Source organism: Blastocatellia bacterium, assembly GCA_035275065.1.
GTDB lineage: Bacteria > Acidobacteriota > Blastocatellia > UBA7656 > UBA7656 > DATENM01.
In genome coordinates, this window is record DATENM010000105.1 from 136,350 (window position 1) to 158,756 (window position 22,407).

16 protein-coding genes are annotated in these 22,407 nt (G+C 53.6%); 13 read left to right on the forward strand and 3 right to left on the reverse strand.

Annotated elements, in window-relative coordinates:
- Positions 1–261 precede the first annotated feature (261 nt).
- The 6 genes from VJ464_23565 (at position 262) to VJ464_23590 (ending at position 10,883) form a co-directional block, all read left to right on the forward strand.
- Positions 262–3,621, forward strand: coding sequence for a DNA methyltransferase (locus VJ464_23565; GenBank protein HKQ08124.1), 3,360 nt, complete (start codon positions 262–264; stop codon positions 3,619–3,621).
- Positions 3,622–3,732: 111 nt separating this feature from the next.
- A complete protein-coding gene (locus VJ464_23570; GenBank protein HKQ08125.1) occupies positions 3,733–3,951 on the forward strand; it encodes a hypothetical protein in 219 nt (72 codons plus the stop codon).
- Positions 3,941–4,438, forward strand: coding sequence for a PIN domain-containing protein (locus tag VJ464_23575; protein HKQ08126.1), 498 nt, complete (start codon positions 3,941–3,943; stop codon positions 4,436–4,438). Before VJ464_23570 ends, VJ464_23575 begins: the two co-directional genes overlap by 11 nt.
- Positions 4,439–4,742: 304 nt before the next feature.
- Positions 4,743–5,153: a hypothetical protein gene (locus VJ464_23580; GenBank protein ID HKQ08127.1), complete on the forward strand. Its 411-nt coding sequence runs from the start codon at positions 4,743–4,745 to the stop codon at positions 5,151–5,153.
- A gap of 236 nt (positions 5,154–5,389) precedes the next feature.
- Positions 5,390–7,333 carry an alpha/beta fold hydrolase gene (locus tag VJ464_23585; protein HKQ08128.1) on the forward strand — a complete coding sequence of 648 codons (1,944 nt, stop codon included), beginning with the start codon at positions 5,390–5,392 and terminating at the stop codon, positions 7,331–7,333.
- A 724-nt stretch (positions 7,334–8,057) separates the two neighbouring features.
- The gene (locus tag VJ464_23590; protein HKQ08129.1) at positions 8,058–10,883 is read left to right on the forward strand and encodes a CHAT domain-containing protein; all 2,826 of its coding nucleotides are present in this window, start codon (positions 8,058–8,060) and stop codon (positions 10,881–10,883) included.
- A 2-nt stretch (positions 10,884–10,885) separates the two neighbouring features.
- Here the strand turns inward: VJ464_23590 and VJ464_23595 are convergent, their stop codons facing one another.
- The 3 genes from VJ464_23595 to VJ464_23605 form a co-directional block, all read right to left on the reverse strand.
- Entirely contained in the window at positions 10,886–12,214 is a 1,329-nt protein-coding gene (locus VJ464_23595; GenBank protein ID HKQ08130.1) for a hypothetical protein, read from the reverse strand.
- Between the two features lie 72 nt (positions 12,215–12,286).
- Entirely contained in the window at positions 12,287–13,282 is a 996-nt protein-coding gene (locus VJ464_23600) for a sigma-70 family RNA polymerase sigma factor (protein ID HKQ08131.1), read from the reverse strand.
- Between the two features lie 262 nt (positions 13,283–13,544).
- Positions 13,545–13,811, reverse strand: coding sequence for a hypothetical protein (locus tag VJ464_23605; GenBank protein HKQ08132.1), 267 nt, complete (start codon positions 13,809–13,811; stop codon positions 13,545–13,547).
- 102 nt (positions 13,812–13,913) lie between these two features.
- On the opposite strand from VJ464_23605, the gene VJ464_23610 reads away from it, so the two are divergent.
- The 7 genes from VJ464_23610 to VJ464_23640 all read left to right on the forward strand — a co-directional run bounded on the left by VJ464_23610 (position 13,914) and on the right by VJ464_23640 (position 22,330).
- Positions 13,914–15,305, forward strand: coding sequence for a sigma-54 dependent transcriptional regulator (locus tag VJ464_23610; GenBank protein HKQ08133.1), 1,392 nt, complete (start codon positions 13,914–13,916; stop codon positions 15,303–15,305).
- Positions 15,306–16,213: 908 nt separating this feature from the next.
- Positions 16,214–16,618: a helix-turn-helix transcriptional regulator gene (locus VJ464_23615; protein HKQ08134.1), complete on the forward strand. Its 405-nt coding sequence runs from the start codon at positions 16,214–16,216 to the stop codon at positions 16,616–16,618.
- Between the two features lie 119 nt (positions 16,619–16,737).
- Complete coding sequence (locus tag VJ464_23620; protein HKQ08135.1) at positions 16,738–17,082, forward strand: helix-turn-helix domain-containing protein; 345 nt, start codon at positions 16,738–16,740, stop codon at positions 17,080–17,082.
- A gap of 20 nt (positions 17,083–17,102) precedes the next feature.
- Complete coding sequence (locus VJ464_23625) at positions 17,103–17,477, forward strand: hypothetical protein (protein HKQ08136.1); 375 nt, start codon at positions 17,103–17,105, stop codon at positions 17,475–17,477.
- Positions 17,478–17,606: 129 nt separating this feature from the next.
- Positions 17,607–21,197: a DUF4020 domain-containing protein gene (locus VJ464_23630; GenBank protein HKQ08137.1), complete on the forward strand. Its 3,591-nt coding sequence runs from the start codon at positions 17,607–17,609 to the stop codon at positions 21,195–21,197.
- Positions 21,198–21,557: 360 nt separating this feature from the next.
- The gene (locus VJ464_23635; GenBank protein HKQ08138.1) at positions 21,558–21,914 is read left to right on the forward strand and encodes an HNH endonuclease; all 357 of its coding nucleotides are present in this window, start codon (positions 21,558–21,560) and stop codon (positions 21,912–21,914) included.
- 116 nt (positions 21,915–22,030) lie between these two features.
- A complete protein-coding gene (locus VJ464_23640; protein HKQ08139.1) occupies positions 22,031–22,330 on the forward strand; it encodes a hypothetical protein in 300 nt (99 codons plus the stop codon).
- Positions 22,331–22,407 lie beyond the last annotated feature (77 nt).

The following is a 22,407-nucleotide window of genomic DNA, read 5'->3' on the forward strand; positions in this document are numbered from 1 at the left end:
ATATTCTTCAGGGAAGATATTTCGAGGCACTGTCCTAGTAGGGGCATTGCGCAACATCAGCGGGAAGTGGAACCTGCCGATAAGGGATTGGCCATCGGCCCCGGATTGGTTCGCGATCATTTTCAAGGGAAGGAGACGCTTGATTACCCCGGGTCATTGACACAGGCCCATGGACAATGAATCTCTTTAATCCGGCTTTACACGTACAGCCGCGTTGACTATAACAGTGGCGAACTGCCTGTACGCAGAAAGGAGCCGTCTTTGCCGACTGTCGCCAAGCCGTTATTTCGTCCCGAAGTCTTGCGGCCTCATCTCGTCGCCTTTCAACTGCCTGACCGTGTTCAGGGTCTACGCCCCAAGCTTGGCCAGTGGGCTGAGATGTTCGCTTCCGGTCGCGCCGATGCTTTCAAGGAGCGCGAATTACTGCCGCAGTTCATCGCCGATTTCTTCTTCGGCCTGCTCGGCTACACTGGTCCCGCAGAAAGCCCGAATCGGTACACCATCTCACTCGAAAAACACGTCGAGGTGGATGGCCAATTCGCTGATGCCGTGATCGGTCAATTTCGTCCGGCGGGCAATCAATACGTGATCGCAGTTGAAGGCAAAGGGCCGAAAGACCCGCTTGATCGTCCGTTCGCCGGACGGCGCATGTCGGCAGTCGATCAAGGCTATCGCTACGCGATTAACTTGCCCTGTGACTGGATCATCGTCACCTCCATGCGGCAGACGCGGCTTTATCACAAAGGCTCTGACCAGTACACCTACGAACGTTTCGACGCCGAATCGCTGGCTGCGGATGAGGCATTGCTCAAGAAATTCATCTTTCTGCTGAGCGCCGAACGGGTTGCGCCAGTGGCCGGGCAGTGCCATCTATACGACCTGCTGAATGCGTCAGAGATCGCCGGGCGGGAACTGAGTAAGGAATTTTACATTCGCTATGCCGACATTCGCGAAGACGCCTTCGAGCACCTGCGCCGTATGAACCCTGAGGTCTCGCCGCATGAAGTGCTGGCCGGCACGCAGAAGCTGCTCGACCGCGTCCTGTTTTGTGCTTTCTCGGAAGATCGCGGTTTGCTGCCGCCTGACACTGTGAAAAAAGCCTACGAGCATACTGATCCCTACAACCCGCGGCCCATCTGGGACAACTTTCGCGGCCTGTTTCGCGCCATCGATCAGGGCAGCCCGGCGCTTGGCATCCCGCGCTACAACGGTGGCTTGTTCGCCGATGATGCGTTGCTCAACAGCCTGATTGTCCCTGATGAAGTGTGTCGTTATTTTCGTGATCTGGCCAGCTATGATTACCGGCCCGCACATCAGGTGCTGGCCGATGCCCAATCCGCTGAGGCCCGTAGCGTCGATGTCGACATCCTCGGCCACATCTTCGAGCAATCCATCACCGATCTGGAAAAGCTACGCAACGAGTTGAGTGGACTCACCGAGCGCCTGGGGCTGGAGAAACATAAGACGCGCCGCAAAAAGGAAGGCGCGTTCTACACGCCGGCCTTCATCACGCGCTACATCATCGAGCAGACGCTCGGCGCAACGCTGAAGGAACGCTTCGAGCAACTGCGGCGGGCGCATCACGGCGAGGCCGAGAACACTGCTGAGAAGGCGCTGGCCGACCCGAATGCTTACGATCTCGACGCCCTCAACCGTCCACAGCGCGCCGCGCTGGTGCGTTTCTGGGAAGCTTGGCAGGACGAACTAGCGCACATCCGCATCCTTGATCCGGCCTGCGGCAGCGGCGCGTTTCTGATCGAAGCCTTCGACCAGCTCCACGCTACCTATCAGGCATCGAACGACAGGCTTGAAGAGTTGCGCGGCCATCGTTCGCTGTTCGACCTCGACAGCCACATCCTGCTCAATAACCTGTTCGGCGTCGACCTCAACGAAGAGGCGATAGAGATTTGCAAGCTGAGCTTGTGGATCAAGACGGCGCAACGTGGCAAGGTGTTGACCGACCTTGACCACAGCATACGGGTCGGCAACAGCGTGGTGAATGACACGGCGGTTGACGCCAAAGCCTTCGACTGGCGCGCAGCGTTTCCTGAAATCTTCGCCGCCGGCGGCTTCGACGTGATCATCGCCAACCCACCGTACATCCGCCAGGAATGGCTCGCGCCATACAAGCCGCACTGGGAGCGGAGTTTCAAGAGCTATCACGGGGTGGCCGACATCTTCACCTATTTCTATGAGCTTGCAGTCGAACTGCTGCGCGATGGCGGGCGCGTCGGCTTCATCACGTCGGGGAGTTGGGTGCGCGGCAACTTCGGCGCGCCGCTGAGAAAGTATCTCGCCGGGCAGACGCGGGTCGAATCGCTGATCGACTTCGGCGAGTACCAGCCGTTTGAAGCGGCGGAGATGATTCGCCCGCCGATAGCGGTGATGAGCAAGTGCGCGCCGGGCGGCCCGATGCGTTTGTTCAAGTGGCTGACAAAAGGCGAGCCGCCAGAGAACCTGTCGGATGTGATCGTGGCAGCGCCGACCTTGACCACCAGCCATCTCGGCGCAAACGCTTGGGAACTCGACAGCGACGAAGTGCGCACCCTTCGCGCCAAGATGATGCAGGTTGGAAAGCCTCTGTCAGGTCGCACGCAAGGTGGATTATTGCGAGGCGTAATAACAGGCTTGAATGAAGTGTTTATTATTGATGGTACACGTCGTGAAGAATTAGTAGCTAAAGACCGAAAGAGTGCTGAAATCATCAAGCCATTTATTCAAGGTCAGCATCTTCGCTCCTGGTACATCGAGCACACGAATCAATATCTGATCTTCACGCGGCGCGGCATTGAAATCGAGAGCTACCCTGCGGTTTTCGAATATCTATCGCAACATCGCAAGAGACTAGAACCAAAGCCCGCCAACTGGAATGAGGCACGAGATGGCAAATGGCCGGGCCGGAAGGAAGGCGCATATCAATGGTTCGAAATACAAGATACGGTTGATTACTGGAAAACTTTCGAAGAAACGAAGATCGTCTGGCCGGACATCAGCAAGCTGCCACGCTTCAACATAGACACGCAGGCTCGATACCTGGGCAACACGGGTTACATCATTCCAGGCGGCGATTACTACCTGCTCGGCATACTGTCCTCTTGGGCGACGTGGTTCCTGATCAGCAAGATTGCGCAGCCGCTACGCCTGCGTGGTGATCGCTGGCAATACAGGCTCTTCGGACAGTTCATGGAACAGCTACCAATCCCTGAAGCCGCCGATGCAGATAGAGAAGCGATTGCAGAACTCGCCCAGAGGTGTAACGCACTCGGCCAGCGGCGCTACGATCTGCAAGAGAACGTGCGCCGGCGGCTCACCGGCAGCTTCGCAGAATTCACCCAGAGCGAAGCGCCGGCGCTCAACCTGAAAGCGCAGGCGTGGTGGATGCTCTCATTAATCCAACTCGGTGAAGCCTTGAAGTCAAGTTTCAAGCTAAAGGCCAACCTGTTCAGAAACCCGCGCACTGCCGATGAGTGGGAGCCTTACCTTGACGAGAAGCGCCGCGAGGTGGAGCAGATGTCGCGCGAACTGGCCGACGCGGAAGCGGAACTGAATCGGCGGGTGTACGCGCTATTCTATCTGACTCCCGATGAGATTGCCTTGTTGCAGCGTGAGGTCGAACATTGATGCGCAGTCAACCGGTTTCACCGTGACGGAGAAGCGTAGCCTGACGCAGCCCCAAAATGTATGCTATAAATGGTTATCTACAGAAGCTAGAAGAGACGGGAAGGGCAACTTATGAGTGCAGCATTAGAGCATTTATTAGAGGCGGCGCGGGCGCTCCCCTTGAACGAGCGCCGGGAACTAGCCGCCAAACTGATCAAAGACGTTGAAGCAACCGAAGCGGAAATCGAAAACAACCTTGCCATCGTTAGGGAAACGCGCGGCACAATCAAGGGCCTTGACCGTGAAACCCTCATCGCCTTGGCCGAGGATGAAGAGTACTGTGGATATTAAAGCCCTCCCCGCAGCGACGCCCTGCTTGGTTGATGCCAACATCTTCATCTACCACCTCGCCGACCTGTCGGATGAATGTACGGAATTTATTGAGCGAGTCGGACGCTATGAAGTCCAAGCTTTCATTACCACCACGATCATCGCTGAGGTCTTGCACCGGCGTATGATGGCTGAAGCGCTGGCGAAGAAATTCATCACGTCTGGACAGCCTCTGAAAAAACTGAAGGCCAACGCGGCGCTGATCACCGGGTTGGGCGATTATATTACGGAGGTCGAGAAGCTCTTACGACTGCCCTTCCAAGTCATTGAAGTGACGACTGCGGACATCTCAGCGAGCCACGCCTTGCGCTTGGCGCATGGTCTCTTCGTGAACGACTCGATTAGCTTGGCTTGTGCACTCAGGTTTGGCATTTCTGACGTGATTACTCATGATGCTGACTTTGGACGCGTGCCGGCGATTCATCTGTGGGAGCCAACCGATGTCTGAGACCGTCCTTCAGGTCAGCCATTAATCCGGTGAAGACCGATCCCCCTCGCGCCCGCAACGCGATCCGCGTTTGAGCCGAGAGCACCACTAGCCTGCTCTCATACAACTAGGCGAGGCTCATCGGCGACAAAAAAGCCGCCATCGAAACATTCTTCGATCTCTGGCATTACTTAGAGTAAAAATCCGCACGGCTGCTGCCGCTACTTCAACAAGGAGGCTTCGTCCTGATTGCGTGACTGACTAAAACCGAGCCGCTTTTGGGGTATAATTCGAAATATCAATAGCAGAATTGGGTATCAGACAAATGCAGACCGATGCACTCCCATCCAATGCCGGTGACCGTTATCATTTCGTCTATGCTGCAAGGCGGATGCTCGATAAGATAGAAGGGTTCTCATTTGAGGTGATGGAGAAGACTGCGAGGGAAGTCACAGGCCGTGAGGATCTGTCGCTGCCGTCTACTGAGGAACTCCCCGCCTCGTTTGCGGGCGTTGGAATGACGATCAACGCCTTGGAGCCGTCAATATATGTAATGCTTCATGACGCTTATGAGCCGGTGGCAGATTGCGCACGAAATCCTGAAACCAAAGCGTTCGTATGGGTGCTGATGAACGTGTACCGTTTGCTCGTGATGCATTGCACTCACCGCCTTGGAGAGGACGATCCTGCCCTCGCGCGCGCGGCGAGGGAGTTCTGTGAAGAAGCTCTTGCGTAGGCGCGTCATTCTTCTATAGCGATGGCAGGTAATCGGTGAATCAAGGGCGTCTTCAATCCGTCCGAAGTGGAGGCGGATACCAATCACTTCGAAATGACAATAATCATATCAACTGATCCACTTAGCTGGACTATAGAAATAATGGCCATAGCCGTTGGAAGAAATGGCCGTTGGCACCGTCTTATAGAGATAGGCAGGAGTTTTACGGAATTAGCACTTAAAGGGATCGCTGAAATATGAAAATGCTTTTGAATGTTTTAGTTGCCTTCATTTTAGCTGCACATTTCACCGTTGCCGCACAAAGCAATGAGATTGCTCCAGGCGACAATCTGGTCGTGGAAGGCGTTCCAAAAATACCGGCAGCACTCGCAGAATCAACGAGCCGCTATACCCACTTCCGCTATGGCTATCTGGCGAGTTGGCACCCGACCAGGCGGGAGATGCTGATCAGCACCGAATTCGGCGAGACACCGCAGATCCACACGCTAAAATTCCCTGGCGGCGCGCGCACGCAACTCACCTTCTTCCCGGATTACGTCAGTGGCGGCATCTACCAGCCGAAGAAAGGCGGCTGCTTCATTTTCACCAAAGATTCGAACGGCGATGAGCTCAATCAGCTCTATCGCTATGACATGGCCACAGGCGAGATCACGCTGCTGACCGACGGCAAATCGCGAAATGAATCTCCCGTGTGGTCAAACTCCGGCGAGTGGCTCATGTACGGCTCGACGCGGCGCAACGGCACGGACATGGACTTGTATGTCGTTAACCCGCTTGATCCAAAGAGCAACCGGATGCTAGCGCAATTGGAAGGCGGGTTCTGGATTCCTTATGACTGGTCACCGGACGACCGCAAGGCGCTCATCTACCAGCATATTTCCGCCAATGAAAATAATCTCTGGGTCATTGACGTGAAGACCGGCGAGAAGAGTCTCCTCACTCCGAAAGAAGGCAACAAGCAGACTGCTTATTGGCTCGCTCAGTTCAGCAAGGACGGCAAAGGCGTCTATATCACGACGGATCGGGATTCGGAGTTTCAGCGGCTCGCCTATATTGATCTCGCCACCCGGCAATACAAGGTATTGACCGACCGCATCCAAGCCGACATCGATGAATTCGACCTCTCGTCGGATGGGAAAACCCTGGCCTTCGTCAGCAATGAAGACGGCATCGGTCGCCTGCATCTGCTCGACCTTGAGACATGCGGAGAAAAGCTAGCACCCAAGCTGCCGACCGGTGTCGTATCTGGAATCAAGTGGCACCCGAATGGGCGCGAGCTTGGCTTCGCTTTTACCTCGGCTCGGTATCCGACCGACGTTTATTCGTTCGACAGTCAGACTGGTAAATTAGAGCGCTGGACCTTCAGCGAAACGGGCGGCATTAACACGGAGAGCTTCTCAGAGGCGGAACTCATTCGCTGGAAGAGCTTCGATGCGCGGATGATCTCTGGATTCCTCTACCGCCCGCCAGCAAAGTTCAGCGGCAAGCGTCCGGTGCTCATCGGCCTGCACGGCGGGCCGCAGGTGCAGACGCGACCGACCTTTGCCGGCAGGGTCAACTATTATCTGAACGAACTGGGGGTTGCGGTCATCTACCCGAACGTGCGCGGCTCGTCGGGTTACGGCAAAACTTTCCTGAAGCTTGACGACGGGTTGCGGCGCGAGGATGCACATAAGGACATCGGCGCGTTGCTCGATTGGATTAAGACGCAGCCAGACTTGGATGCCGACCGGGTCATGGTCTTCGGCGAAAGCTACGGCGGGTATCTGGCGCTCGCCGTGGCAGCGAACTATAGCGACCGCCTGCGCGCCGTCCACTCCATTGTGGGACCGTCGAACTTGGTCACCTACCTGGAAAATTCGGACAGTTGGGTGAGAGAGCTTCAGCGAGTCGAATACGGCGATGAACGAGACCCGAAGATGCGGGCGTTCTTAGAGAGCATTGCACCACTGAACAACGCGCAGAAAATCAAGACACCTCTCTTCGTCGTTCAGGGTAAGAATGATTCGTTGGTCCCGCCGACCGAGTCGGAACAGATCGTCCGTGCCGTCAGGAAAAATGGCGTGCCAGTCTGGTATTTGGCGGCAAATGATGAGGGGCACGGCTTCGTCAAAAAGAAAAACCGGGACTATCAGTTCTACGCCACCGTGCTTTTCATGAAAGAGTATCTGCTGAAATGATCAGTTCTATGTCATCTATCGAACGATAGGGAGCGTCACAGCCCCATTATGGTAAGCCCCAATAGTAGTAACCGCTAAAGACTACCTCACCTTTGGTTCACCAACACATCCCGTGCGATGTGGAGATGAACGCTTATATTATCGCTGCCTTCATACAGCAGCGCATGGAGGTATTTCTGTGAAATCGAACAAGTGCAGGCACCTGCTGGCTTGCTCCTGTCTCGTCTTGTTTCTGGGCTTCGGCTGGTTCGACTCGTTAAGAATGTTCTGGGATTATTTCGTTTTCGGAAGCGCGCCAGTCGCCACCCAAGCAGTCGGGGAAACACAAACCGTAACCGTACAAGATGCAACCGGGTTCGCCGGCGGATCGCAGACCGCAGCGCCAGCCGCACCAGAATCTGGTGGACCTCAGTGTCCTGGCTGCGCAAAGCCACGTCCGCCACGTCCGCCTGGCGTGCCGGGCAGTAACTAAGCCAGCGCAATGAACCTTAATGGCAACTCTTTTCAAAACTGACTGCGGGCAAGGCACCGCCGTCAAAACAAATGAGTCGGAGAGTTGCGCCATAGGAAGTAGAAACACCAGCTCATGTATCCGCTAAGTGCGAGACCTCGCAAGAAGGGCTGATTAACCCGGCTCAGCATTTAGATGGATACATGAGCTGAATTGTTTAGCCTACAAATAAATTCCGGCGACTCGAACCAGTTGCGGGAGCGAGGAATTAGTATGATAGGTCGTAAAAGTGCAACACAGGTCTTGCAGTTTGCTCTATGGGCTATGTCTTTGCTTCCAGTACTGGCTCTGGCGCAATCCATCCATTCTGCGCCGACGCAGAGTGATAATGATCTGTTCTCGGTGCTGACCGCTGTACACTCGGAGGAAGAGTCGCAGGCTTTACTCATCTCGCATAGACATTTGATCACCGATCAGCTCTGGGAGCGATTGATCAAAGAAGCCGACCATGCATATGACACAAATGACTCGACCAGGTCGTTACTGATTTATGGCATTGCCAGGCAGAGCGCCGTAGAATTGAATGATCGGCCCCGTTTGGCGAAGTCGCTTAATCGAATCGGTTTCGTGTATCTGGGAGTTGGGAATTATAAAAGCGCCAAAGACTATGCTGGGCAGAGCCTGACCCTTGCCGAAGCGTTGAAAGATAATAAGCTGAGCGCCAGCGCGCTTTTAACTATAGGAATGGTGAGCCTGTGGCAGGGAGATCACGAAGAGGCAATAGGCCATTTGCAAAGGTGTCTGGTGATATTCAAGGAGTTGAACGAGCGTCTCTCGATGGCAGACGCCCTCGTCTACCTGGGTCAGGCGCACAGCGCCACCGGCAACTATGTCCAGGCATTCAATGATTACAGCCAGGCTATGGACATAGTGAAGGGATTGAATGAAAGGCAACGGCTCGAAAACCTACTTACCAGCATCGGCACGTTGTATGCGGAGCAAGGCGATTACGAGAAGATGTTCGACTACTTAGACCAGGGCCTGCAAATCGCAAAGGAAATCAATGACCAATTGGGGATGGCCACCATTCTGCTGAATAAGGGCATCGCCTACCGTGAGCAGGGCGAATATGAAATGGCGCTGAAATTCTTACAGGACAGCCTGAAAATAGGGGAAGCAACAAAGTCGCCCGGATTCCTGATCTACCCACAAACCGCGCTTGGGTCGCTCTACCAGTCGCAAGGAAAGTATGGTCTGGCAGCAGACTGTTTGAACCGAAGTCTGGTCCTGGCTGAGCAGGTCGGGGACAGGCCCGAAGCGGCGGCGACATTGTGGCACTTAGGAGAGCTTCATCATTCGCAGGGTAATGATCTGAAAGCCATAGAGTTGGCTGATCGCGCGGCGGCTCTCGCCGACCGGATCAACCTGCCGGGGATCGGTTACCTGGCGCTCACTTTAAAAGGGAAAGCTCATTTGGCCCTTAAGCAACCTGCTCTCGCGCAACAATCTCTACAAAATGCCATCTTGACCATTGAGCAGTTACGCTCGCAAGTCTCCGGTGGCGAACCAGACTATCAGCGATTCTTCCAAAATCGGGTGGCTCCCTACCATACAATGATCGATTTATTCGTCAATCAAAACGACCCGGCCCAGGCGCTCGACTATGCCGAACGCGCCAAGGCCCGTGTATTGCTGGACGTGCTGCGCAACGGGAGAATTAACATCAACAAGTCGCTGAGTCAACAAGAGCAACTCGAAGAACGCCGGCTATACAGCGAGATGGTTGCCCTCAATGCGCAAGTCAACGCCGAGAAGAGCCGCCAGCCAGCAGATCATACTCGCATCGAAGAGATCGAGACGCGCTTGCAAAGAGCGCGCAGTGCATATGAAGAATTTCAGGTCACTTTGTTTGCCGCGCATCCGGAGTTGAAAGTGAAGCGAGGGCTGCTGCCACCCTTGACGATGGATGATGCGGCGGCGCTCATACCTGATGCCCGGACCATCCTGCTGGAATATGTAGTGACCAACGATAGTACCTTTCTATTTGCGCTGACCAGGGCTTCGACAAGATCGGCTAAGATAGCAACCAAGGTTTACTCTATCAGTGCCAGGCGAAGTGATCTGGCCAATCTCGTTGAGGACTTCCGCAAGATGCTTGCCGCCAATCATCCGGGTTTTCGCCAGCGCGGTGGAGAATTGTATAACCTGCTGGTTAAACCTGTAGAACACCTCTTACGGGGGAAGACCACCCTTTGCATTGTCCCTGATGGCCCACTCTGGGAGTTGCCCTTCCAAGCCTTGCAAACACCTGCCGACAAATATTTGCAAGAGCTTCATTCGCTGTACTATGCGCCATCGCTGCAGGTGCTGCGTGAGATGAGGAAGCGGGCGGCGGGCCTCAAGTCTTCTTCTGTCAGTAAAGATAGACAAGCTGAATCGGTTTCAACTTCGCGACTGTACGCCATCGGCAACCCGACCATCGGCGGCGAAGCCCTGGCGCGGGTGCAAGCCGTCAGAAATGCGCCGTTTGTTTCTCTGCCTGAAACCGAAAGAGAGGTGCAGACCATCGGTAACGAGGTCTATGGGCCAAAAGCCAGCAACATTCATGTCGGCTCAGCGGCACGTGAGGAGGTGGTAAAGGTAGAGATGGGAAAATACCAGGTTATCCACTTTGCCACGCATGGCGTCCTGAATGATCGCAGCCCGCTGTATTCCTATCTGGTGCTTGCCACCGGTGAGCATTCAAACGAGGATGGCCTGCTTGAAGCCTGGGAGTTGATGGAAATGGACCTGAAGGCTCAGATGGTTGTGTTATCCGCGTGCGATACGGCCAGAGGGCACGTCGGCGCGGGGGAAGGCATGATCGGAATGACCTGGGCGCTGTTTGTGGCGGGCGTGCCGACGACGGTCGCCAGCCAATGGAAAGTGCCATCCGAAACGACCACTCGATTGATGGTGGCTTTTCATAAGAAAGCGCAGCAGATGACCAAAGCAGAAGCATGGCGCGAGGCGGCACTCGAGATGATCAGAGATCCCCGCTATCGCATGAAACCATTCTACTGGGCGGGCTTTGTTGTAGTCGGAGACGGCGGGTTTTAGGCTTAGGGTTCGCGCCACGATTTGACGGCTTTGAGCAACTTCCTGGCCTGCTCATCGGCAGGATAAAGAGCAAGATGTTTTTGAAACTCCCGTTCAGCTTCATCAAGCAGTCCGGCCTTGGCGTACAGCACGCCGCGCGCCGCATCTGAATGAATCTGTCTGGTCTGGCGATTGAGTTGAAGCAATTCGGAACTCTCGATGATCTTAAATTCTGCCCTGGCCGGCAACGTAGGCGCGAGAATTTCCTTGCCATCCTTCAGTGCCGTCACAATCCAAGTGTAGACCTTACCTCGCTTGAACCGGTTTGGCGCCAGCCACTCGGTCGCAGTGAGCGGTGCGCTGGTTGCAATCAAATTGAGATTCGTGTCATAAACAGAAACGACATAGCTCGACGCTCCGCTTAAAGCTGTCCACCGAAAGGTTGACTGATCATCACTGATGAGAGTGTTATAAGGGCTCGTGATTTGGAAAGACTCGCTCTTGTTGTCATCGCCGCGAAGCACAACTCGGGTTCGATCAAAGGTCTCGATGACTGATGGCATAGCGAGATTTTCAGCAATCAGCGATGCTTCGATCTCTCGCCGAAGTTTCTCCACATCCCTGCCCTTTGGCGAGACCTGAATGGCTGGAACCGGCGAATTCGATCTTCCCAACTGATGCTTCGAATCAATTATCTGACCAGCCTTAGTTGTTGTATCTGGCCGTGACGTTCCAACGGGCTGGGGTGTATCTGTCGCCTGCGCAACTGAAGGGACTCGCGTCGGCGATGAGCTGTCTTCTTGAGATTGTGCGGATAAAGTTGCGCCTTTGCTCTGAGGATTTGTCCCACGCACTGACCACAGCCAGGTGGCTGAGATCAATAGGATTACCAGGGCCGCAGCACCTGCCAATCGTACAGGGCTCCAAGCAACGGGTATCGCACTAAGCCTGTCGAGAAACCTGCTGCGCGCACGCGGCAGTTTGAGCGGAGCATGTCGTCTTGAGAGATAAAAATCCAGCTTGCTAGTGAACTCCGAAAAATAACTCACTTCCTCTCTGCACCAGGCGCATTCTCTCAGATGGCGGCTCGCATATCTGCGATCAGGCTCATCCATCTGACTAGCGACATAGGCCTTCAACTCTTCTCCTTGGAGATGCCAGCCCCTAAAGCCCGCCAGGTCATCCAGGTCAATCTCTATCGGGAAGCGACGCTGAGTCTGAAATACGCTGAGGAATTGCTGGTAGCAGACCACGCAATTGAAGAGATGTTCATTCACGCACGCCACCTCTGGACGTCGTGCCCGACGTTTCGCGTAATCTTCGATCTCTTCAGCCGATAGATGCGTAATCATAGTTTCTGACAGGAGTGGCCAAATCTTACAAGCCCCTCTATTTATAGTAGACGGTGACGAAAGCCAAATCTTCTACCGGTTCAAACTTTTATTTGTGTTGGCGAGAAAATTCTTCAGGCGCTTGCCGGCCTGGAAACGGAGTTTGTAAACCCGCTCGATCTTGATATTCAGTTCTTTGGCGATGCTTTCATTATCAAGTGGCAATCTATTGAACCAAAGCTCTTGAAATTGCTCAATGGACAGATCGAGTGACTCGGCGACCTGCGCCGCCGTCACTATTTTAGCTGCCAGAAAAAGAGTGATCAGATCTTCTCCGCCCGTATCGTGGGCATAAAGGATATAGACTTTGAATTCATCACGCGGCAACTGGCAAAGCCCTTCCCAAACCCTCGCCAACGGCTCACGCATCTCCAGGATCGAGTCTATGCGTATCCTCGCATCAGACAGGTTCTGCGCCAGGTCATCTTCGTCGCTGTCGAAGGAAAGCGCTGGCAGGTCTCGGATGCCTTTGATGTCAGCGATGACACTAACGAGGTCATCGACGCCGACGGGCTCGCCGACTTGATTGAAGATGGCGGCCAGCAAGTCATCAAGCTCCATGAGTTGAATATGGGTATCTTGAGCCAATGCTTCGATGAGGGTCTGTGGATTCTCGTAAACCTCTTGCAGCCAGCCGGCGGCTTTGGATGCACTTTTCACCTCTTGCCAGGCGGTGAATCCACAGATCCAGTCGCTCTTGTTGTTTTCATCTCTGGCTCTCCAGATGGCGAAATCCGGATGGGCTTGGAGTAGGTCACGAACCTGTTTATAGAGTCGAGTTCGCGCCGGGTACATCTGCCGCAAATAGTCATTGCAGGCATTATGAGCGATGCCGGCAACATAACTGCGAAAATCCTTACAGGGGCGGGTCGTGGGAGCGGCCTTAAGCTCTTCCAGATAAGTCACCAATTTGGTTTTGACCTCGCTATAGAGGTCTTCGAAATCAGGGTGACGCTCGTAATTATTGAAATAGGCATGCAGGCGCGCCATGAGAATATTCTTAATCCGCGCTTCTGCATGCTCGGTCAAAAGCATAGCCAATTGTCGCGACGACTCGGCTCCCGGTTTAGCGGACAAGAACCTCTTCAGAATCGAATCATTAGCAGATCTGCGAAATTGCATACGTGTCCATCAGTGGAGTGAAGTTGGAGTGGCTTCGAGTTGAATTGCCCATCCCTGTTGGTTCGTAATGTTCTTCTTCCCAATCCCTAATGCTAGCCTAAAAACGCTATGGACCTTAGGGAGTTCCGAAACCCACGTTAATTGAAACGGTTGAGACTCTTATAGGCTTTTAGAAAAAAGCCCTTGTCGATGATGCGGCTCTTTGATCAGCTTCATAGCTTGGGACAGACCGCACCTCTCTTTTTGAGGCAGGGGATACGTCAATCAAGGTGCAAGCACCTGCGGGCGGTGAGGTTCCTAATCCCGCAGCGGGTAAAATACCTGAAGTCTTTTGAATATGCAACTGGGCAATATTCATGGAAAAAACAAAACGGGTTTGGTCTTGCGCGAAGGGAGAAACGCCAATCGCCACCGTCTTATAGATAAAGAGAGTCATTCAATCTCAGGCTGAAAACGGGAAGAATTATTCAAAGAAACGAGTCTGCCTGGGCTTCGCATAGTTGAAGCGTGGCTGAAGTCGTGACAGGAGAAGTCTGTAATGGCACAAAGCTGGAGGGTGCTGCAAGCAGCTAAGGATTCTTACTCAATCTCCATCAACCCAATCATCAAGCTGGCGCGATGTGTGACCACCGAAGAAACTTTAGAGTATTTGGCGGGGATCGTGATGAGCAGAGGCATTATCCTGCGCGGCATCCGACTCCTGCGTCCTGGCTTAAACCGTGAATGGAAACCGCGAGAGATTTCACCGATAACTACAGGGTTCTGCGAGCTCGAAGCGCGTGTTGAGGGTGGGCAGACCCGCCTTGTCTTGATGCTCGCAGGAAGTATCGGTCCGGATATTCACGGCGAGATCGAGAGCGCCGCCTACATGGCGGCGCAGCGGGTTGAGTTATGCGAACGGAAATTGTGGACGGAGCACGGGAAGCCGGCAGAACCATCAACTCCTGAAATGACTAACATCATCGGCGACTCAGGGCCGATGCAGGCACTAAAACGTTCAATCAAATCGGCAGCCGACTGCAATGCAACAACGCTCATCATTGGGGAATCAGGAACCGGGAAGGAGCTTGTGGCGCGCGCCATCCATAATCTTGGCGCGCGGGCAAATAAGCCATTTGTCGCGATCAACTGCGGAGCCTTCGCAGAAGCGCTGCTTGAATCCGAGCTTTTCGGTTACTTAAAGGGAGCCTTCACCGGCGCGCTTGTGAATCGCAAGGGGCTGTTTGAAGCGGCTAATGGAGGGACAATCTTCCTCGACGAGGTTGGCGAGATGCCGCTTGCCATGCAGGTGAAATTACTTCGTGTTTTGCAGGAACGAAAAGTCCGGCCCATCGGCGCGCACCATGAAATCGACGTTGATGTGCGGGTCATCGCAGCAACCAATAAAGACCTCCGGCGTGAGGTGGCCGAAAAAAGGTTCCGTGAAGATCTTTATTACAGGTTGCATGTTCTAGCCATCCGCATGCCCTCACTGAGGGAACGCCGTACAGACATTTTCTCGCTCGTTCCGCATTTTCTCAAAGTAACCCAACAAAAGATGCAACACACATCGCCGATTGAAATCGAGGAAGCTGCACTACACGCTTTATCTGCTTATCACTGGCCGGGTAACGTAAGAGAATTAGAGAATATGCTCGAACGATTGGTCGCCCAGACTGGCGCAGGCGGAGTCATCACAGTTGAGCAAGTGAATAGCGAAGTCCACATTATCCAAGGGGCTGCAACTGCCGGAGATGAAATCGAATACATCGCTGTATTGCGCGCCGGCGAACCGCTCGACGACCATTTCAATCGCCAGCAACTGAATATCTATGAGCTCGTGCGCGCGCATGTCGGAGGGAATCACTCACAAGCGGCACGCTGGCTTGGGATAGAACGTACGGCACTCTATCATCGACTGGAACGCGCACGGCAGCGAACAGGTAGCTGACCCGTAGGACCCAGACCGTCGAAGGCGTAGAAATCTAGCTGAACTATCCCTTTATGACCTCATGCGCTGATTCGTCCCTTGATTGTTATCGCTGCGCTATGATCGCCGCTGCTAAACACCGTTTCTGGCCTAATGCCTGCGAGCACCTCTACATAAAGTTAATCGGAAGTGAGAAACTCCACGGCCAGCGCTGCTCCGCTCACCGTGCAGGGCATTGATAAGCAACGCCAGTCCTCACCCGATGAGGCTCGCACCCAAAGCCCGGAAGCGCTATCAATCCCTAGCTGTTTTTGCCCATACTCAAACACGATCCATTGCCGATGGTCAGGAAGGGTAAGTTTGCCGGAGGAAAAATTGAACCCTCCCCTAGAAAGGATACCTTCGATATGTCGGGAGGCTTCTTTCTGTTTCTGGAACATAGGGAAAAAGTGAGGGAATGTGCATCAGTTGGAGTTCTGGGTAATTATCCAAACACGCACACTCCCTCTTAGCCGCTAAAGACTTATTAACCTCATGGAGGATTAAAGATTAGGCCGCCCGTACCTTTCCCAAAGTACGGGCGACTGTGGTGTCTATCAGTCGAGCAAGGTCCCTCCCGACCTCACATTGAAGACACCACCGTGAATCAATAAGGTTCGGGTACTCTAAAGGTCGAACTACTATGCCTGTACCAGCACATATCGCACAGACTGTTCGCTCCATCTCTTGAGTACCCTGTGGTTAATGTGTTACAAACACGCTTCGAGAGGACACATCCTTAAGTTGGTAGCTGGGCGGTGTGTCTCCTCCGACGCAGAAACAGGCAGTTGAACAATTGTAGCTGCCTGGGCAACTATTGTTGTCCAGGCGCAATACTAAACTACTGCTTATGGCAATGTCAATCACAAGATGCAGAGTTTGGAGCGCGCATGGACCACTCTCAAGAAGTGGAATCACTCCCAAAGTATGTACAACGGGTGATGAAGGAAAGGGGTCTCAATCCCAAAGACGTTGAAAGACGAAGCGGCGGCAAGATTGTTGACGCTTACATCACCAAAATCGTAAGAGGCAGAACGAAATACCCTTCTGTTGTAAAGCTCCAAGCTCTTGCCGAAGGCTTGGGCGTTGACGAAGAAGAACTGTTCAGGGTAGCTCGCGGCGTCCCATTGAAGGGGAAGAAAGGCGGCGAATTGTGGCCCGGCCCTGTGCTTGTCAAAGCGATGGAGAGGATTATTGCCAGTCCCGAACTGACCCGCGCAGTACAAACGCTTTTATCTTTGAAGCCCGCCAAGCTGAAAGCAATCGTTGCTCTCATTGAGTCCAATAAGGAATAAGAGCGTGGCGAGCCGTTGTAATTGTTCGGATATTTCTATACTTCACCTCAGCATTCCCCTAGGCCGATTGACAAATACACACGCAAAGGTGTATCTCGTTACTTATGCGAGACAAAAAAATGGCTGAAGAAATGACGACGCCTGAAGCTGCCCGATTCCTCGGCGTCACTCCTCCTCACATCCGGCTGCTGTTCTACAAAAAAGTGCTGAGAGGTGAGAAGCGAGGCCGCGACTTGTGGATCACGATGGAATCGCTCGAAGCGTACCAGAAGAATCGGCGACCGGCAGGCCGGCCCGAAGGAACAATCTCACAGGAGCCATCGGAGAACAAACGGGGAGAACGGGAACGCGAATACCAGCGTGAATACAAGCGCAAGTTGCGAAAGGGCCAGCGACAGGGTCAGAGTACAGGCAAGACCGCTGGCGGAGTTGGTAAGAAGGGGCGCAGCAGCAAGAAGGGCTAAATTAAGGTGAGGCAGGAAGGATGAAAATCATCGTTGCAACAAATGAAACACAAGGCCAGCGGTCCGGAGATTTCAATTTCGTGCCCGATGGCGAGGTTGTGATGGTTAGCGATTGTGATTGTTTACACGCCGGGTGCGATTGCGTTCGTTCGATGGTCGGAATCAAAAGCGGTAAGGGCACGACAACGATGAAGGTTGTCGAATCGGCTATCACGTTGGGGGAGTATCGTCGTCTGATCGGAAAAGCAAATCAGGGCTATGGCGAGCTTGGTGTTGACGATGAAATCTTCAACGAACAGGCCGACGCGCTTCTTGATCTGGCTATGCAGTTCCCCGCAGGAGCCGTGATCGAGCGCGATGGGGAGAACTTTCAGCAGCGACAAATCTCAAAATAGAAGTGGATGTATGATGTCTCAAAACAAAACTCATAACGATTATTGACAACAGATCGAACTGGCCGAGGACATTTCGTATCCTCCGAGTAATCGTATACACGAACTGTATTTGTAGGTTCATAACGGATTATGTTGATTAGCGACGTGAACTTTCCCGATAAGCTTCTTACCGCGCCGCGTGAAGGCAGGCTCGTCATTTTTGCTGGCGCAGGTGTATCAATGGGACCACCTTCAAATTATCCCGATTTCAAGAAACTTGCTATCCAAGTGGCGCAGCAATCAGGATTTAGTGAGCCCGAACCAAATGAGCCGGTTGAAAGGTTCTTGGGCAGGATCAAATCGCAGGGCGTCGATGTCCACAGCATTGTAAGACAAAAGCTGACTGACCCGGCGTCGAAGCCGAGCCAGTTGCATTTCGGACTAATCTCGTTGTTCAAGAGCGCGGCGGATGTTCGGATTGTAACTACGAATTTTGACAATCACCTTTCGGCGGCTGCCATCGAGTTGCTTGGGGCTAGGCCTGAAACCTACCGAGCACCGGCTTTGCCCCTTGGCCATCGTTTTAAGGGCGTCGTTTATCTGCATGGGTCTGTAGAGCAGGAGCCAGAGGAGCTGATTCTTACTGACATCGATTTTGGCAGGGCTTACCTTACTGAGGCGTGGGCGACCCGCTTCCTCCTAGGGTTATTTAGCAACTTCACCGTGTTGTTTGTTGGGTACAGCCACGAAGACACGATACTGAAGTACTTGGCCAGGGGGCTCCCGCCGGGAACAGATCGGTATGCCTTGGTCAGGTCCGATGATAGCAGTGAATTGTGGGAGAACATTGGCGTATCCAAAATACTGTTTCCGAAGACGGAAGGAGGGAACGAATACCGCGCGCTTCCAACAGCAATCACGGAATGGGCCAAACGAAACCGTATGGGGTTCCTCGATCACGAGGAGCGTATTAGCCAGATAGTGTCCCTCTCCCCACCGCTTGATCAAAATGAGATTGCCTACATCGAAGATATTCTCAAAAGAACCGCGACAGCCAGGTTGTTCGCGAGTTATGCCAGGAGTCCGGAATGGTTACGATGGTGCGAGAACCGCGGACTACTCGATGCCCTGTTTGATCCGCATGGCAAAGCTAACGATCTCGCCGACGAGTTATCTAAGTGGTTTGCGGCCAACTTTGTGGGTAATCAATCTGAAGACGGTCTCGGCACAATCCAGCGAAAAGGCCCGCTGCTGAGTGCGATCCTGTGGAACCGAATCGCCTGGCACACATGGCACCACCATGACGAGATAGATCCAGTCATCCGCGCAAAATGGATTATTCTACTCCTCCGCTCTGCTCCACACGTATTGTTCCGCAATCAATTTCTCGAATACAACCTTAGTGCCTGCAGGCCCCCTGACGATAATCGAAGCGCTCTTTTGCTCTTCGAATACTTGGTCACGCCAGAGGTTGTATTGGAGAAGGCCATCGATCTTTCCGCCTACGGCGAAACCACACGGCGGCAAGCCCGGTTTAAGGTCTCCCTTGTCGGTGATGATTACTGGGTCAGACAGTCCTGGCAGCAGGTCTTCCATCCACACATCGAATCCTTTGCAAGCGACCTTGAGCCGATAGTTACCAGTCGGCTTCAGCAAATCCACTCGCTATTGCGCGCCACCGGAGAGGCAAATGAGACCTGGGACCCAGTAAGTTATGGAAGAAGCGCCATTGAAGAACATGGCCAGAACTCAGGGTTGTACAAAATTGATATACTGATTGAAGCCGCGCGGGACATCATTGAATGTCTGCTGGTTACTAATAGCGAATTGGCTTCCTCGATTCTAAGTAAGTGGGCGGCGTCTGAATCCCCGATCTTGCAACGGCTGGCGATTTATGGGATAGCCAAATCTGAACACGTCTCCCCAGATGCTAAAATCGCCTGGGTTCTCGATGAGGGATGGCTCTTCAGGACTCAGCTAAAACATGAAGTTTTTCAACTCCTCAATGCGGCTTATCCTGCCAGCAATGAGGCAACCAAAAACGGCCTGCTGGAACAAGCCATGGCGAACCTCGCTGGGCAAGGCACGGAACCGGATGAGGCTCTGCATGCGGACTATCGCGTTTATAATCTCTTGGTGTGGCTCTCCCAGGCCGCGCCTGATTGCCCGATCACCTCGGAAAAACTCCAATATGTTCAGAGCCTCCACCCAGAGTTTGCGCCGCGTGAACACCCAGACCTCGACCACTGGATGACCTTTAGCTGGGGGGCGCCGTTTGATGAGGAATCTGCGTCCGACCCGCGATACCAACAATTCCAGACCGAAGAATTGCTCTCGAGGGAACCGGAATCCATAGTCGAATCGCTGATTGCAGAACAGGCCAGCGGCCATGTGATGAACAATGTCACTCAAGCCGTTAGGGAGTCATTCGATTGGAGATGGAAACTTGCCGAAGCCCTAAGAACTAGGGCGGTGCTCGGCACACCATTGGGAAATGCAATGATTCGTGGGTGGACACGGACTAGACTGTCTGAAACAGATTGGACCAATGTCCTCGGCCTGTTGCAGAGCGAGCAAACCCTTCTTGTGCATGCCTCGACAATTGCGGAGCTTCTCGCCAAGTCGGTGGATATTCCAGATGGCAGCCTGCCATACTCCCTGCTGTCACAGATCGAAACGATGTCTGAGATGGTATGGCCTCTGTTGGAAGCAGAACATCCAGATGAGAACGCTGGGGCCGAAGATGCGGATCCAGAAGATTGGTTATTCGAAGCCATAAACAGCCCGGGCGGCCAGGTGGTAAACTTTTGGATTTATGGTCTATCGAAAAGGCGCAGCGAGGGGAAAGAGGAATGGCAAAGCTTGCCGGAAAACGCCAGAGGCTTTTTCGAGCGAGTCCTCGTTGGGACCTCTAGGGCGGCTGAGATGGGAAGAATAGTTATGGCGGCCCACTTCAGCTTCCTCCACTCCAATGATAGTGATTGGAGTACCCGGCAATTATTACCCCTCTTCGATTGGTCCCGAGGAGAGAAGCAGGCAGAGCAAGCTTGGAATGGCTTTCTGCACATCGGAAGGTGGGATGCAGCAGCCTGCAATAAACTGCTACCTTTTATGACACAGCTATTCCCTCTGCTGTCAGTAAGGTTGGCCAAATTGCGGGAGATGATCATTAACCAATTGGCTGGTGTTTTTGTTCATTATGAGCCCGGCGAATGGTTGAGTCAGTTCCTGGTAGGTGTTCAGAATGAGGATCGCGCTCGATTCGCATCGTACGTTGCATATTACCTCCGACCGCTCTCAGACGATACAAAGCGAGTCCGTTGGGATGGGTGGATAAGTGGGTACTGGTATCAGAGATTACAGGGCATCCCCCGGCAGCTAAGCGCCGAAGAACTGAAACAGATGATTGAATGGTCCCTGGAACTTGAGCCCGTCTTTGATTCGGTGGTAGAGCTTATCAGCGCATCTTCCGCCCCTACTCTAGGGGATGGTTTTCTTTTCTACCTCATCAATGAACAGGGTCTATCAAACAGGCACCCTGAAGCGGTAGCAGGTCTGTTGGAGCATCTATTACCAGCGGCCAGCGAATGTGTCGTCCAATCTGCGCCCTTCATGGCCATCTTAGATGATCTTATGGATGCGAACATACCAGCGGATCGCCTTCGGCGAATTACTGACTCTCTGCTCCGGTTAGGTGCTTATGTGAGCCCGCATTTGAGGGGATACATAGGCGGAGCGTAGTATTCAGGTGGTTCTGCCTATTATTGGCTTACCAACCATCATCAGATGAAGAGCGGATGAAGTAAAGATCCGTGCAAATAACGCATGAGATTAATTACTTCATCTGTTCGACCCGCCAAGATTGTACCACGACATCCCGTCAGTCAATGGCAAGCGGCTTTCAGCCGGGCGCTTTGCTCCGCTTCATCTTCCATTTCACTCCGTAGACGCTCCGCTTGCAGCTCCGCACTCCGTTCCATTCCAGATTCCGCTCCGCTGACTACGAAGCGCCCCATTGACTGACGGGAACCCTGTCGTGAGGGCTTTGGCCTCTGCGGTCGAACAGATTGCAGCGGGAACAACCGACCAGAGGGGCGAGCGGTGGCGAAGTTAAGCGGCGGCTGGATTCACAAGGCGGTAAGACTGGCGATCTACTTGCGCGACGGTTTTATCTGTGTGTACTGCTTGCGCGATCTGCACGACGCCGATCCGTTCGACGTGACGCTAGACCACCTCATTCCGCGAAGTCTTGGGGGCACACACGAGACGACGAATCTCGTCACCGCTTGCCGCTCCTGCAACTCATCCCGCCAGGCTAAAGACTGGCAAGTGTGGGCGACGAAGAAGGCGCAAGACCGGATTAGAAAGCAACGAGGCCGCAAGCTGCCACTCGCCTTAGCAAGCGCCTTGATCGAAGGCACAGCCGGAGATCGAAAGGCCGAAGCGCGTAGCGCATAGAGCCGATTGAAGAATGAAGACCAATAGCGAAAGCCCGAGTAGCTTGACAAATATATACTATAACGTGTATATTATTAGATATTTGTCGCCGCCGCGCGACAGAAGGGAGCGAGCCGGTGATGGTCAACGAGGCGGTATTTCAGCAGGTCGTCAATCAGGCGCTTGAGACCGTGCGGGGCGACGAGCGCTGGACGAACGCCATCAAACGCGGCGCAGAACTCATCCAGACCAACCGCTGCCTGGAACTGGCAGATGACGGAACGCTCTTGATCTTGAGCGAGTCAGGCCACAACTACGCGGTGAACGGAGTCTGCCGAACTGAGCAGGGACTTTGCCCCGCCTTCGCCAATCATAAGCCTTGCAAGCATCGCGCGGCTTACCGTTTGTTACAGCTTTATAACGAAAGGGAGCATTAGACCAAACGGGCATGGAGAGTGCGCCAACACTTGCCAAGCCTTCACACCATCCACCCCAACCGTCGAAAGGAAGGAAG